We start from the raw sequence: 14,773 nt of genomic DNA, 5'->3' as shown, positions 1-14,773 counted from the left end.
GCTCTTCTCGATCGTCGAGGCGGACCCGGCAACGTCGAATGCGCGCATCCATCTTCATCACTCGTCGTTCGTGCTCGCGCAACCCGGCAAACATGGCAAGCTCTGCTACATGTTCGCCGGCTGGTTCGCCGGCGCGATGGACTGGGTCAACGACACCGCACCGGAAGGCGCCGCAAAAGGCCCGCGAGCGAAATCGGCCGAGATGCAATGCGCGGGCGAAGGTCACGACTGCTGCGTCTTTCACGTGACGTGAACGCGCCGGACACACGCTACAATCACCTGGAAAGGAGTCCATGCATCCCCAGGCCCGGGTCGGGGCACAGCCAACAGCGATACAGCAATGCCGAAAAGGACCGACACGATCTCCAGTCTCGACTACGAGGATCTCTTCAGGCATCTGCCCGTTGCGGTTATCGTGGCCAGAGAAAGAGTCATGGTGGACTGCAATGCCCGAGCCCTCGCGCTCTTCAAGGCCCGGCGCAGCGATATCGTCGATCGGTCGTTTTCCGTGCTGTATCCGCAGCAGAAGGACTTCACCACCACCGGCCGCCGCCTGGCGCCGCTCCTCGCGAAACATGCCGTGTTTAGCGACGACCGCATCATGCGCCGCATCGACGGAAGCCATTTCTGGGTCACCGTGTGCGGTTTCGGATATAACCCGAAGCGGCCTTTCGAGCTGGCGATCTGGACCTTCACCGATCTATCGGACAGCACGAAGCAAGCCGACGTCGCCAGCACGCTCACCGAGCGCGAACGCGACGTCGCCGCATTCCTCGTGCACGGCATGACGAGCAAGGAAATCGGCAAGGAACTGAATATCAGCCCGCGCACGGTCGACATTCACCGCGCGAGCCTGTTGCGCAAATACGGCGTACGGGCGACACCCGATCTCATTGCGCGGTTGCTGGCCTGAACCGCGTACGACTTCTCTTCTCTCACCATGCACACCATGTCGACCCGGCCCGAAAATGTAGCGGCGTTCATTGACATTGCACGAACCCTCTTTCAATCGGAGAAGCTTCCCGACGCCGGGAGAGAAGTCGCAGCACGCGTGTTCGAGCGGCTGCAAACGGTATCGGACGACGGCAAGAGACATGACACGAGCTATCCGGCACGCCGCTGGATCAACCCGGCCTTGTCGGCGATCATCGACGAACCGACTCACCTCGGCGCGGCGGCAAGAGCCATCAGAACGCTCGAACCCGTGCTCGGATGGTGGCGCCGCACGTCGGGCTCGCACGGCAGCGAGAACTATATCGACGAGCATGTGCACGGCATGATCTGCGGGCCCGGCGGCACCGAGAGCCGCTACGACGTTCAACTCGGCTTTTCGGTGATGGCGCCCAACGTGCGGTATCCGGACCATCGCCATCTGCCCGAAGAGGCCTATGTACTGTTGACCGCCGGCGAGTTTCGCCAGAAAGACGGCGACTGGCTCAACCCCGGAATAGGCGGCGGCATCCACAACGCGCGAGGCAGCCTGCATGCAATGAGATCGCTGTCCGATCCGTTTCTTGCCATCTGGTGTTTATTGATCTGACGGTCGAGCCGGCGAATTGCGGCGCGCCTTCGCACGACAGGCGCGCCGACACGAGGCCCCCTCTCTCACTTCGTCATACGCCGCTCATGACTCGGCGCGTGGCCGAACTGCACGCGGTAGGCCTTGCTGAAATGGCACGGCGAATTGAATCCGCACACCGACGTCACGCGAGCGATCGACGCATCGGTCGTGCGCAGCAGTTCGCGCGCCCGTTTCAGGCGCAACGTGAGGTAGTAGTGCGTTGGCGAGACGTTCAGATACGCCTTGAACATGCGCTGCAAATGCCGTTGCGAAAGCCGCACGAGGCGCGCCAGTTCTTCCAGCGACAGCGGCTCCTTGATGTTCGCTTCCATCAACCGCACGACCTCGACCAGTTCCGCGCGCGAAAAACCCACGCGCGCATCAACAGGTATTGGCTGTAAGTCAGTGGCGCTGCGAATCCGCTCGACGATAAACTGTTCGGATACCTTGGCAGCCAGGCCGCGGCCGAGCCGCGCGCCCACGAGATCGAGCATCAGATCGAGCGGCGCGGTGCCGCCCGTGCAGGTCAGCCGGTCGCGATCGACCACGAACAGCTCGTCGGCGAAACGCACGCGCGGAAATTCCTCGTGCAAAGCCGTGAGGTCTTCCCAATGCACGGCGCAGCGGTAACCGTCGAGCAGCCCGCTCGCCATCAGCGCATAAGCGCCCGTGCAGATGCCGCCGAGCGGAACGCCGCGCTGCGCCACCCCATCCAGCGTGGCGCGCAGGCTGTCGTCGACGATCTCGCGTATGCGCACGCCGCCGCACACGATCAGCACGTCGGGCAGCGACGCCGGATCGAGCGGCTGCGCCGGGCGTACCGCGATGCCATTGCTCGCGTGGACGGGCGCGCCGTCCAGCGAGTAGATGGACCAGTGGTAATGGTCCGCGCGCCCGACATAGTTCGCCATACGCAGAACTTCGACCGCGCTCGAAAACGCGATCATCGAAAAGTTCTGCAACGTCAGGAAACCGAAATGCCTGAGAGACGATGCCGCATGCGCGTCGACGGTGGACGCTGCGGCGATGTCTGTCGTCACATCGCGCTCCTCGGGAAACAACGGTTGAAAACCCCGCAGTTGAAAACCGGATCAGACCTCGGCGACAGCGGGACGCGCGCGCATGAGTTGCCTGAGCCCCGCGAACGGCGACACTTTTGGCGCGCCAGGCGCACGACCGAAGCTCTCGGTAATGCGGTCCAGGATGATCGCCAGCAACACGACGGAAAGCCCGCTTTCGAAACCGAGGCCGATATCCAGACGTTGAATACTCGCCAGCACGTCGTTGCCGAGACCGCCCGCGCCCACCATCGAGGCGATGATCACCATCGACAGCGCCATCATGATGGTCTGGTTCACGCCCTGCATGATCGACGGCAGGGCATTCGGAAACTGCACCTTGTACAACAGCTGCCATGGCGTGCAGCCGAACGCCTGCCCGGCTTCGACAATCTCGCGATTCACGTGCTTGATGCCGAGACTCGTCAGGCGAACCGCGGGCGGCATGGCGAAGATCACCGTGGAAAGAATGCCGGGCACGCGGCCGAGACCGAACAGCATGGCGGCCGGAATCAGGTAAACGAAGGCCGGCATTGTCTGCATCAGATCGAGAATCGGGCGCACGATCGTCTGCACGAGCCGGCTTTTCGCTGTCCAGATGCCGAGCGGAATACCCACCACGAGGCTGATGACGGTGGACGACAGCGTGAGCCCGAGCGTGACGACGGTCTGGTCCCAGAAGCCCGTCGCATGGATCAGCAACAGCGAACAGGCGGCGAAGATCGCAAAACGCCAGCCCACGCGCCACAAACCGATAAGGATGAAGAACGCCATCAGCGCCCACATCGGAATGGCCTGCAAGCTATGTTCGACGAAAGCGGCGAAACTTTCGATCGCCCGGCCGACCGTGTCGAAACTGCTCGCGTCGTGATCGAGTAGATAGTGAACCGCCTGGTCGACCCACTGGCCGACGGGAATGATCTCAGACATGAGCACCTCGGTTACGCGTAATGACCTTCAGAACGGCGGCCTGATCGATGGAGCCGCAATAGCGGCCTTCGTCGTCCACTACCGGCAGCGCCGTCGTATTCGCGCAGACGCGCGAGACGACCTGCTCCAGCGGCGCGCCGAGCGAAATGCATTCGACCTTCTCGAGCGACGGCCGCGCGGCGCGAATCGAATCGCGCGTCACGAAACCGCTGATGCGATGCTGCGCATCGAGCACGAAGGCGTAGTCCGCGCTGCCGTTGAGCGACGACTCCACGCTCGTCGCGTCGAGCGAGCGGATCAGCGGCACCGCCTCGCGCTGCATCAGATCGCCGGCCGTCAGATAGCGGCTGGTGTCCACGCCGTCGAAGAACGCGCGCACGTAGTCGTCGGCAGGATTGCTGACGATTTCCTGCGGGGTGCCGATCTGCACGATGCGCCCGCCTTCCATGATGGCGATGCGGCTGCCGATCCGCAGCGCCTCTTCGAGATCGTGCGACACGAACATGATCGTGCGGCGCTGCTCCTTCTGCAGTTGCAGCAGCACGTTCTGCATTTCCTTGCGCTTCAACGGATCGAGCGCCGAAAACGCTTCGTCCATAATCATCAGCGAGGGATTCACGGCTAGCGCACGGGCAAGGCCCACACGCTGCTGCATGCCGCCCGACAGCTCGGCGGGCAACTTCTGCGCAAACGGCGCAAGGCCGACCTGCTCCAGCACCGCCAGCGCGCGCCGCTCGCGCTCCTTGCGCCCCACGCCCGCCACTTCGAGACCGAATGCGGCGTTCGACAGCACCGTGCGTTGCGGCATCAGCGCGAACGACTGAAACACCATGCTCATGTCGGTGCGGCGCAGCGCCACCAGTTCCGAGCGCCGGATGGCCGCAACGTCGCGCCCGTCGATGACGATCTTGCCCGCCGTGGGGTCCACGAGCCGGTTGATGAGCCGGATCAGCGTGGACTTGCCCGAGCCGGAGAGACCCATCAGCACGAAAATCTCGCCCTCGTGCACTTCGAACGACGCGTGGTTCACGCCGAGCACATAGCCGGTTTGGGCGAACAGTTCGTCCTTCGTTGCGCCCTGCGCGAGCAGCTCGCGCGCGAGCTTCGGGTTGGGCCCGAAAACCTTGCATAGTCCTTCGACTACGATCTTGGGGGATTTCATCGACTCCGTCTCCTCGAACGGCAGGCGCCGGCCCGCTCGGTATGTCTACATGGTTGTCGGAAAAAACCCTGCCGGGATAGCGAATTGCGACAAACGCTTGCTCAAAAGCGACATGCTGCGTCGGCAACAAGGCGCCTGTGCTGCGGTGCCAGGCGCGGCTTCCCGCCTGCCTCGGCGCAAGGCAGGGTGTGCGTAGTACAGGACTGACCGGATGAAACGCGGCGCGGCGAACCGCAGCCGCAGCCGCAGCAAAACAGGACTCGCCGGTCCGGATTTCTCTTGCCGCGCTTACTGCTGGCCGACCCACTCGTTCACGCGATCGCCGTGCGCGGCGATCCAGGCATCGGCGGCGGCCTCGGGCTTTTCGCCGTTCTGGATCGCCAGCATCACGCCGTCGATCTCGCCCGGCTTCCACTGGAATTTCTTCAGGAAAGACTCGACCTGCGGCGCCTTCTTTTCGAGCGCCGGATTGGCGACGCTATCCACGTGCTCGGCCGCGCCGTACACGCTCTTCGGATCGTCGAGGAAGCGCAGCTTGTACTTCGCGAACATCCAGTGCGGCGTCCAGCCCGTGACGATCACCGGCTTCTTCGTGCCGATCGAGCGCGCCAGTTCGGCCGTCATCGCGCTGCCCGAACTCGGCATGACGTTGTAGTTGAGACCGTATTGCTTGACGGCCTCGTCGGTCTTGCGCATCACGCCCGCGCCCGCGTCGATGCCGACGATGCGCCCGCCGAACGCCGCCTTTTCCGCGTTGAGATCGTTGATGCTCTTCGCGCTCACGTAGTCGGGCACCACGAGACCGATCTTCGCGCCTGGGAAATTCGTGCCGAGATCGACGACCTTGTCCTTGAACTGGTCCCAGTACGCGCCCTGCGTCACCGGCAGCCATGCGGACAGCGTCGCATCGAGGTCGCCGCGCGCCACGCCCTGCCACATGATGCCCGTGGCCACCGGCACGAGCTGCACCGGATAGCCGAGGCGCTTCTCGATGATGCGCGAAGCGATGTTGGACGTGGCGACGCTATCGTCCCAGCCTTCGACGTAGCCGATCTTCAGCGTGGGTTTGCCGTCGGCAAACGCCGGGGCACTGACGCTCACCGTTGCGAACAGCACACCGGCCAGAAAGAGTTTCGCGGACAGCTTCATGATTCATCTCCTATGATTCGGGCACGCGTTTCGTGTGTCTCCAGATTCGCCCGCCGCAATTTACCGGTCCCCTCGATTTACGACACTTTCTTGTTGTACGGCGACACCCTTGCTACTTGTCGACGACGAGATCGGACAGCGGCTTCGAGCAGCACAACAGGGCCATGCCCTGATCGATCTCGCGCTGGCGAATGCCGCCGCTATGCTTCATCTCGACCTGCCCCGAAACCAGCTTGACCTTGCAGGTGCCGCACATGCCCTGGCTGCACGACGAGGCGAGCCTCACGCCCGCCTGGCGAGCCGCGTCGAGCACGGTTTGCTGCGAGCCGCACTGGATCTCGCGGCGGCTCTTCGCGAACGTGACCGTGAAGCTTTCGGTCGGCACGGCCGGCTCTGTCGCGGCCGGGTCGGCTGGGTCGGCCGGGTCTGCTTCAAGCAGCGCATGGGTCGCCGTCAACGTTTCGAACGAAAAGCTCTCTTCGTGATAGCGCTCTCGCGCAAAGCCGGCTTCGTCGAGCAGATCGCGCACGGCCTTCATATACGGCGCGGGACCGCAAGTGAAGATTTCGCGCTCCATGAAATCGGGGGCGATCAGCTTCAGCAGCGGCAGCGACAGAAAACCGGTGACGCCCGGCCATCCGGTACGCGCCCCCACCCGCTCGCACACGAATGACGTGCGGAAGTTCGCCCGGCTCGACGCGATCAGTTCGAGTTCGCGCGCGAAGATGATGTCGTCGGGCGTGCGTGCGCTATGCGCGAAGACGATGTCGCGATCTTCGGCGAGATCGTGATGCGCGCGGCTCATCGACATCAGCGGCGTGATGCCGGACCCGGCGGAAAGAAACAGATATTTCGGTGCCGGGTGCCGCGCGCAGGTGAAGTCACCGGCCGGCCCGAGCACGCGCAATTCGACGCCGGGCTTCAGGTTGTCGTGCAGCCAGTTCGACACCTTGCCTCCCGGCACGCGCTTGACCGTGATGGAAATGGTGTGCGGCCGCGCCGGCGACGACGAAATCGTATAGCAGCGATTGATCGGCTCGCCGTCGATCTCGAGTTCGAGCGTGACGAACTGCCCCGGCTCGAACGAGAACGTGCGGCCCTCTGGCGAGCGCAGAAAAAAGCTCTTCACGTCATGCGTTTCCTGCACGACATGACAGCACACGAGCGTTTCCTCGACGTCGCTCGTCCACCGTTCGGGCAGCGCGCTCCAGAACGCCGGGCGCGTGACCCGGCTGTCCATGGGGTCGAGTTGGGCTGCATCTCGCATCATGACAAACTCCGCTCTTTTGCTTTGGCCGCGCGCGGCGCGACGTTATGCGCCAATCTGTCCGGCAAGGCGGCCGATGTACCAGGCCGAGAACTTTTCGACGAGACCTTCCGTGTACGGCGAATACGGACCCGGCTCGTAGGCGCTGCTCGCCGCGCCGCGCTGCGAATACTCGACGAGCGTGCGGTCCTGGTCGTTGGTCGCATTCCAGACCGCGGTCAGATTCTCGACGTCGTAGTCGATGCCTTCGCGCGCGTCCTTGTGGACCAGCCAGCGCGTACGCACGAGCGTCTCGCCGGCGGAAAGCGGGACGACCGAGAACGACACGATGTGATCGCTCATGAAGTGATGCCACGAGTTCGGCTGGGTCCAGAACGACAGACCGCCGAGATCCGCCGAGCGAAACTCGCCGAGCAGCTTTTTCGAGGCCACTTTCGCGTCGAGCGTCTGCGATTCGCCGCTGCGATCGAGCGGCAGGCGCTGCGTGCGAAAACCCGTCACGTCGAGCAGTTTTTCGACTTCCACCGAAGGCAGGCCCAACCCTTCCCACTGCGTCACGCGCTCGTTGCAGGCGCGCTCGAAGGCTGCCATCCCTTCCGCGTTGGCCGGCGTGCGTTCGTAGCCGAAGCCGTATTCGTAAAGCGAAACCGTCAACTCGGGGTGATTCGCCACGCAGTGATAGCACTCGCGATTGTTCTCCATCACGAGCTTCCAGTTGCCTTTCTCGATGATGTCGATCTGCGCGGCGACCTTGCAGTTCGCCAGATCGTGCGGCAGCAGATACGGCTCCATCGCGGCGCGCATCTGCGCGAAGTCGGCGGGCGGCTCGTCGGCGAGGCACACGAAGATCAGCCCGGCGAGATTTTCCACATGGACGCGCTTGAGGCTGTGCTTGCAGCGGTCGAACTGCTCGCCCATATGCTCGGCGAACATCAGTTCGCCCGAGAGGTTATAGGTCCAGCTGTGATACGGGCACACGATATTGCCGACCGTGCCCTTCGAGTCGTTGCACAGGCGCGAGCCGCGATGGCGGCATACGTTGTGGAACGCACGCACCGCCATGTCGTCGTCGCGCACGATCAGAATCGATTCGCCCGCCAGCTCGGCGGTCACATAGTCGCCCGGCTCCGGAATCTCGACCTCGGTGGCGACCTCGATCCAGTGCTGCCGGAAGATGGCTTCCATATCGAGCGCGAAAATCTCCTCGCTCAAATAGAACGGCGCCTCCAGGCTGTACCCCTCTTTGCGGCGCTCGATCAGCGCGCGAATTTCTGCCGATACTTTCATCGTGTGCTCCGGATTTTCCATTCCAGCTTGTTGCCGACAGATCGTCAAAATCAGTAGTCGATAAGTTGATGCTCGCGCAAATACGCGAGGATCACTTGTGCTTTTTCGACCGAACTCCCTTCGTTTACGACGTTGCCGCCGCGGCTTTCGGTCGTGGTCGCCGAGAGCATGCGCGCATGGCCGGAGCGCTTCTCCGCCGCGACGAGGCGCACGGGCTTGCGCTCGATCGGGCCGACCGTCCACGCGGACGCTTCGGCAGCGCTCATGCTCATGCTCGCGGCGCGCTGCGGCCGGATCGCGCCGGCGCGCAGCCGCGCATAGGCGTAACGGGGCTGCGCATTGGCGAGCGGATGCACGGCGATCACGGCGGGCAGCGCCGTTTGCACGCGCCGGCGCAGGCCCTTGGGCAGGAATTGCCGCACCACGGCCACAGCGCCGCTCTCTGCGTCGATATCGACCGCGCCGCCGACGATCGGCACGCCGAGCGCCGCGGCCACGCTATACGGCAGCATGCCGCTGTCGTGCGCGCCTTCGGCCCGCGTGCCGGTCAGCACGAGGTCGTAGCCGCGCACGCGCTCGGCCAGCATGCGCGCTGTGTCGTCGGACGGCGCGCAGCTCAGCACCTCGACTTCGGCCGCGCCCAGTGCGAGATATTCGGCCAGTGTCGGATCTTCAGCGTCGCCCGCATGCAGCACGTCGAGGCGCGCATGGTGACGCTGCGCCAGCGTACGCGCGAGATCGAGTGCGAGCGCGTCGTTGCGGCTATGGCGCGGCACGCCGCTCACGGGGTGGCGGCCGACGGAAACGAGCACGGCGATGCGTTCGATGCGCCGTTGGGAATCGTTACGGGAATCATTGCGGGCATTCATGCGGCCACTCCTGCGGAATGCATGTCGTCACGTACGGCGCCCGGCGCGCCGCGTTTCGCGCGCGCGGCCTCTACCTCACCGATCAGCGCGGCGATGGTGCCCTGGGCATCGCCGACCACGGTCAAGTTTGCGCGCTTCGCGATCGGCGCGCTGCCGTCGAGATTCACGGCAATCACGTGGCGGCAATCCTTGATGCCTTGCAGATGCTGCACGGCGCCCGAAATGCCGAACGCGATATACACACTGGACTCGACCGTCTTGCCCGTCGCGCCCACCTGCTTGTCGCGCGTGAAGTGGCCGTTGTCGACCGCGACGCGGCTCGCGCCGATCGCCGCGCCGAGCACGCCCGCGAGCTGTTCGAATGCCGCGATGTCGGTCACGCCGTTGCCCGCCGAGACGATGAAATCGGCTTCTTCGAGCGCGACCCGGGCGGCATCGATTTCCTCGAGACCGAGATCGCGATACGACGACGCCAGATCGACGGCGGGCCGGATGAAGTCGCTCGGGAGCCGCTCGCCCGCGCCGACGAACGGCAGCTTCGCCTCCACCGCGTTCGGCGCGAGCAGGATCACCTCGGGCAGCGCGCGCGTGGCCCATGCGCGCTTCGCCTGTTCGTACACGCCCACATGGCGTGCGTCGATCTCGACCACCTGCGTCGCCACGCTGGCCCCGGCCGAGGCCGCGTAGCGCCGGCCAAGATCGCCGTCGCCGCTCGCGTTGTCGGGCAGGAACACATGCTTCGGCGCGAGCGCCGAAGCACACGCCTGCAACGCGCGCAGTTCGCTGTCCGGCGCGAACGCGCGGCGCTCGAAGCCCGGCAGCTCGATCAGCTTGTCGACGCCGAGCGCCGCCGCGTCGTCTTTCAGTTCGCCGAACACGAGCAGCGCCACTTCGGTTTGCGCATCGGCGAGCAACGCGGCGGCCGCGACGGCCTGGCGCGCATGCTCGTCGAGCGTGCCGCGCTCGGCGTGAGCGGCAACGAGCAGCACGTGCTTCGGATCGCTAATGGTGCGGCGCGGTTTCGCGGCACCGCCGTGCCCGTGCTGCGCGGGCCAATGCGCGGCGTTCGCGTCGGCACTCCCGGTCTCGCCGAGGGTCATGCGCCTGAGACCCGCCGCGGTCACGACGAACGGGCGGCGCGGATCGATTCGTTTGATCGTATTCATCGATTCACTCCAGCGAGGCGGCCACGAGTTCGGCCACGTCGAGCACCTCGGGACGCGGACCCACCACGCCTTCGAGCATCGCCGTGCATTGCGGGCACGCCACGGCAACGACCTCGGCGTTGAGTGCGCGTGCGTCGGCCATACGAATGTCGGGAATGCGCTGCTTGCCGGGGATGTCGGTGAGCGGCGCGCCGCCGCCCCCGCCGCAGCAGCGTCCGCGCATGCCGTGACGCTCCATCTCCACGACCTGGATGCCGATCGTTTTCAGCAGCTTGCGCGGCGCTTCGGTCTCGCCGTTATAGCGGCCCAGATAGCAGGGATCGTGATACGTGGTGCGCTTTTCGGTGAGCGCCTGCACGGCCTTCGGCGCGATGCGTCCGCTCGCGGCGAGTTCGGCGAGGAAGGTCGTGTGATGCAGTACTTCGTAGCGCGCGCCGAGCGCACGGTACTCGTTGCGCAGGCTGTGCATGACGTGCGGGTCGGCGGTGACGATGCGCGCGAAGTCGAGCGTGGCGAGCGTCGCCATCATCTGCTTCGCCATGCGCTGGAACGTCGCTTCGTCGCCGAGACGGCGCGCCACGTCGCCGGTATCCGTTTCCCGCGCGCCGAGCACCGCGTAATTCACGCCGACCTTGTTGAGCACCGTCACGAGCGCGCGCAGCGTGCGCTGATAGCGCATGTCGAACGCGCCCTCACCGGTCACCACGAGTACGTCCACGCGTTGGCCGGGTTGCGCGACCGGCGCATCGAGATCGACCGACCAGTCGTAGCGCGCGGTCCTGTCGTAGCCGCCCGCCGTGCCCGTTTCGCGCAGGTTCGCCAGCACTTCCGGGCCTTTGCCGGGCACCTCGCCATGCACGAGCGTCTGGTTGCGGCGCATGTCGACGATGGCGTCGACGTGCTCGATCAGCATCGGGCACTCCTCGACGCAGGCGCGGCAGGTCGTGCACGACCAGAGCGTCTGCGCTTCGATCAGGCCGGAGACGATCGGACCGTCCGGCGCACCGCGATGCCGGCCGACCGCCATGCCGGGCGTGGGACTGCCCGCGTACGCCGCGTCGGTGCCGCCGGCCATGCCGACCACGAGGTCCTGAATCAGCTTCTTCGGATTGAGCGGCTGGCCCGAGGCGAACGCGGGGCACGCGGCCTCGCATTTGCCGCACTGCACGCAGGCATCGAAGCTCAGCAGCTGGTTCCAGCGAAACTCCACGGGTTTCGCCACGCCGTATTCCTGCTTCTGTTCGATATCGGGCAGCTTCAGCGCGGTCGGCGGCGTGGCCGTGCCGTTGCCGGTCCAGCCCTCGCGCGTTGCCGCGAAACGCTCCTGGCGCGGATGAAAAGCCAGGTGCAAAAGACCCGCCACCGCATGCTTCATCGGCCCGCCGTTAGCCGCGCCGAACGTCATCGCGAAGGCGCCCACGCCGATCAGCACCGCGCACACTACCGCGAATCCGCCCGACATCGCGCCGGCGGGCACCATCGTGAAGAGCACCACGCCGAGCGCGAACGAGCCGAGCAGCCACGGCAGCGTATTCCACGGCCCGCGCGAAAGGCGCGCCGGCACATGGCTCGCATGACGGCGGCGCCAGACGAACACCGCGCCGATCAGCATCGCGAGCGCCGCGAGAAAGATCAGCCGGTCGAGCCACGGCGAATAGATCGCGAGCCCGTAGTTGACGAACACGAGCGCCAGCGCCGCGATCGCGCCGCCCGCGGTGGCGACGTGCGTCTTCGCGATATACGGATCGCGCGCCACCACATGATGCAGATCGACGAAATAACGCTTGGGGATACTGAACAGCTTGCTGACGCCAACGGAACCGGGCACGGCGGCACGCCCCACCCGCCAGAAGGCGGCGCGTTTCGCGACCGCGAACGCGAGCCCCGCCATCGACACCCACAGCAGCGCGGTAATGAGCCAGGACGGATTCATGGTTCAGAAGTCCTTCGCGAGCCGCAGCGCGTCGTAAATCGCGCCGTGGATGTTGTGCATGGAGATGCAGTCGCCGACGCGGAACAGCAGGAAGCGGCCATTGCCGAGTTCTTCGCCGAGGCAAGGCTGCGGCTCCGCGGCGAAAAGCTTGTGCACGTCCACCTGGCCGCGATTCACCGATTCGGGTTTGAGCTTCCAGTACAACGCGTCGTTGGGCGTGCTGCCGTTTTCGATCACCACCTGATCGACGGCGCGCTCCTCCTGCTCCTCCGTGTACTCGTTGCGCAGCACGGCAATCTTCTTGCCGTCTTCTTCGTACACGCGATCGAGCCAGTAATTCGGCGTATGGATCACGCCCTGCGCATAGAGGCGGCGATAGAAGATCGGGAACGTGGTGCCGCCCACGTCGTCGGCAACCTTCACGTCGGGCGTGACGATTTCGACCTTCGAGCCGCGGCTCGAAATGAAATCGGCCACCCCGGCGCCCGCATGCGTGCTCACGCCGTCGTAGACGAGCACGTTCTGCTTCGGCTCGACACGGCCCGCCAGGATGTCCCATGAACTGACCGCGAGCCCGTCTTCCACGCCCCATGCGCCCACCTGCTGCGTGAAGCTCGAACCGCCCGTGGCGAGCACGATGATGTCGGGCTTCTCCGCGAGGATCGTTTTCTCGTCGGCCGTTACGCCGAGACGGCGATCGACGCCGAGGCGCTTCGTCTCCATGTCGAACCAGCGCACGATGCCCGCCATCTGCTCGCGCTGCGGCGCTTTCGCCGCCAGCAGAATCTGGCCGCCCACGGCGTCGTTCTTCTCGAACAGCACCACGTCATGGCCGCGCAGCCGCGCAACGCGCGCGGCTTCCAGCCCCGCCGGTCCCGCGCCGACCACCACGACCTTGCGCTTCGGCCCGCGCGACTTCTCGATGACGTGCGGCATGGTCGCCTCGCGCGAGGTCGCCGCGTTCTGCACGCACAGCACGTCGAGACCGTTGTACTGGCGGTCGATGCAATAGTTCGCGCCGACGCACTGCTTGATCTCGTCTTCGCGGCCGTCGCGAATCTTGATGACCATGTGCGGGTCGGCGATCTGCGCGCGCGTCATGCCGACCAGGTCGACCATGCCGCTCGCGAGCAGACGCTCGGCCTGGCCCGCATCGCGAATGCTCTGCGCGTGCATGACCGGCAGCTTGACCACCGACTTGATGCCGGCCGCGAGATGCACGAACGGCTCGGGTGGCAGCGCCATCGGCGGCATGCAGTTGGCGAGCGTGTTGTGCGTGTCCGCGCCGGAGCCGATCACGCCGAGATAGTCGATCAGCCCCGTTTCCGCCATCGCCTGGGCGATTTCCTTCAACTGCTCGTGATCGAGGCCATCTTCGTGGAACTCGTCGCCGCACATGCGCAGGCCGACGCAAAAGTCCTTGCCTACGGCCTCGCGCACGGCCTTGAGCACTTCCACGCCGAACCGCAGGCGGTTTTCGAGCGAACCGCCCCATTCGTCGGTGCGAAAGTTCGTGCGCGGGCTCCAGAACTGGTCGATCAGATGCTGGTGCGCCGCCGAAATCTCGATGCCGTCCATGCCCGCGTCCTTCACGCGCTTCGCAGCCGTCGCGAAGTCGCCGATGATGCGGTGGATTTCCTCGACCTCGATAATCTTGGCATTGCCGCGATGCACGGGTTCGCGCACGCCCGACGGCGACATCAGATGCGGCCATTGCTCGCCATGAAACGCGGAACGGCGCCCCATGTGGGTAGCCTGAATCATGATCTTCGCGCCGTGCCGGTGCATCGCTTCGGCAAGACGCGCGAGCGGATCGATGATCCTGTCGGTCGCGAGATTCACCGACTTCCACCAGCCCTGCGGACTGTCGATCGACACCGGGCTCGATCCGCCGCACACCGCAAGGCCCACGCCGCCCTTGGCCTTCTCTTCGTAATAGCGGATATAGCGGTCGCCCGGCAGGCCGCCCGGCTCGGCGTAGACCTCGGCGTGGGCCGTGCTGACGATGCGGTTGCGCAGCGTGAGCTGATTGAGCGTCAAGGGTTTGAACAGGTGTGGGTAGCGCATCGCAGACGACCTCTGGCGTTCGTGTCTTTCGATAAGTCTTGTAGGGCGGGTCGCGCCGCCGTTCAGGCGGCGATCGGCGAGACTTCGAAAATGCAGTGCGCGTGGCCTTCGGCCGCGCATTGCACTTCCGACGACCGCGCGCGCGGCGCGCCTTTGCCGCCTTCCGTGGTGTCGTTGACCCAATCCATCGCGCCGGCGAACCAGCCCGCGAACATGTAGCAGAGCTTGCCGTGCCTGCCGGGCTGCGCGAGCACGAACGACGAATGGCGCAGTTCGATCTTCGCGCGCGCCGCGGCCGGATCGGCCTCGCGAATCGTGAAGATG

At 65.2% G+C, this 14,773-nt stretch carries 14 protein-coding genes; 3 read left to right on the top strand and 11 right to left on the bottom strand.

Annotated features, from left to right (window positions below):
- From G3N58_RS32015 to G3N58_RS32005, 3 genes are all read left to right on the top strand, one after another.
- Positions 1-253 (top strand): 4-vinyl reductase (locus G3N58_RS32015; RefSeq protein ID WP_206001189.1); only part of this gene is annotated, 253 nt, incomplete at its 5' end.
- Positions 254-340: 87 nt separating this feature from the next.
- A complete protein-coding gene (locus tag G3N58_RS32010; RefSeq protein ID WP_167050458.1) occupies positions 341-913 on the top strand; it encodes a PAS and helix-turn-helix domain-containing protein in 573 nt (190 codons plus the stop codon).
- 36 nt (positions 914-949) lie between these two features.
- Positions 950-1,540 (top strand): dimethylsulfonioproprionate lyase family protein, encoded by a 591-nt coding sequence (locus tag G3N58_RS32005; RefSeq protein WP_206001188.1) that lies wholly within the window; start codon positions 950-952, stop codon positions 1,538-1,540.
- 65 nt (positions 1,541-1,605) lie between these two features.
- Here G3N58_RS32005 and G3N58_RS32000 read toward each other — a convergent pair whose 3' ends face one another.
- The 11 genes from G3N58_RS32000 to G3N58_RS31950 all read right to left on the bottom strand — a co-directional run.
- A complete protein-coding gene (locus G3N58_RS32000; protein WP_346778312.1) occupies positions 1,606-2,601 on the bottom strand; it encodes a GlxA family transcriptional regulator in 996 nt (331 codons plus the stop codon).
- A 51-nt stretch (positions 2,602-2,652) separates the two neighbouring features.
- Positions 2,653-3,549: a choline ABC transporter permease subunit gene (gene choW, locus G3N58_RS31995; RefSeq protein WP_206001187.1), complete on the bottom strand. Its 897-nt coding sequence runs from the start codon at positions 3,547-3,549 to the stop codon at positions 2,653-2,655.
- Positions 3,542-4,711, bottom strand: a complete 1,170-nt coding sequence (locus G3N58_RS31990) for a glycine betaine/L-proline ABC transporter ATP-binding protein (protein ID WP_206001186.1) — start codon at positions 4,709-4,711, stop codon at positions 3,542-3,544. Before G3N58_RS31990 ends, choW begins: the two co-directional genes overlap by 8 nt.
- 288 nt (positions 4,712-4,999) lie before the next feature.
- Positions 5,000-5,860: a glycine betaine ABC transporter substrate-binding protein gene (locus G3N58_RS31985; protein WP_167050466.1), complete on the bottom strand. Its 861-nt coding sequence runs from the start codon at positions 5,858-5,860 to the stop codon at positions 5,000-5,002.
- Positions 5,861-5,972: 112 nt separating this feature from the next.
- On the bottom strand, positions 5,973-7,130 hold the full coding sequence (locus tag G3N58_RS31980; RefSeq protein ID WP_206001185.1) for a hybrid-cluster NAD(P)-dependent oxidoreductase: 1,158 nt from the start codon (positions 7,128-7,130) through the stop codon (positions 5,973-5,975).
- Between the two features lie 42 nt (positions 7,131-7,172).
- Complete coding sequence (locus G3N58_RS31975; protein WP_206001184.1) at positions 7,173-8,414, bottom strand: aromatic ring-hydroxylating dioxygenase subunit alpha; 1,242 nt, start codon at positions 8,412-8,414, stop codon at positions 7,173-7,175.
- Between the two features lie 50 nt (positions 8,415-8,464).
- A complete protein-coding gene (locus G3N58_RS31970) occupies positions 8,465-9,283 on the bottom strand; it encodes an electron transfer flavoprotein subunit beta/FixA family protein (protein WP_206001183.1) in 819 nt (272 codons plus the stop codon).
- Entirely contained in the window at positions 9,280-10,449 is a 1,170-nt protein-coding gene (locus G3N58_RS31965) for an electron transfer flavoprotein subunit alpha/FixB family protein (RefSeq protein WP_206001182.1), read from the bottom strand. The genes G3N58_RS31970 and G3N58_RS31965 overlap by 4 nt, the downstream gene beginning before the upstream one ends.
- 4 nt (positions 10,450-10,453) lie before the next feature.
- Positions 10,454-12,382, bottom strand: a complete 1,929-nt coding sequence (locus G3N58_RS31960; RefSeq protein ID WP_206001181.1) for a (Fe-S)-binding protein — start codon at positions 12,380-12,382, stop codon at positions 10,454-10,456.
- Positions 12,383-12,385: 3 nt separating this feature from the next.
- Positions 12,386-14,449: an NADH:flavin oxidoreductase gene (locus tag G3N58_RS31955; protein ID WP_206001180.1), complete on the bottom strand. Its 2,064-nt coding sequence runs from the start codon at positions 14,447-14,449 to the stop codon at positions 12,386-12,388.
- Between the two features lie 62 nt (positions 14,450-14,511).
- The coding region (locus G3N58_RS31950) for a 4-vinyl reductase (protein ID WP_206001179.1) at positions 14,512-14,773 on the bottom strand (262 nt) is incomplete at its 5' end.

The sequence above is a fragment of the Paraburkholderia sp. Ac-20342 genome, from assembly GCF_017104985.1.
Lineage (GTDB): Bacteria > Pseudomonadota > Gammaproteobacteria > Burkholderiales > Burkholderiaceae > Paraburkholderia.
Note: the sequence above shows the minus strand (reverse complement) of the source record. Positions and strands in the feature narration are given on the sequence as shown.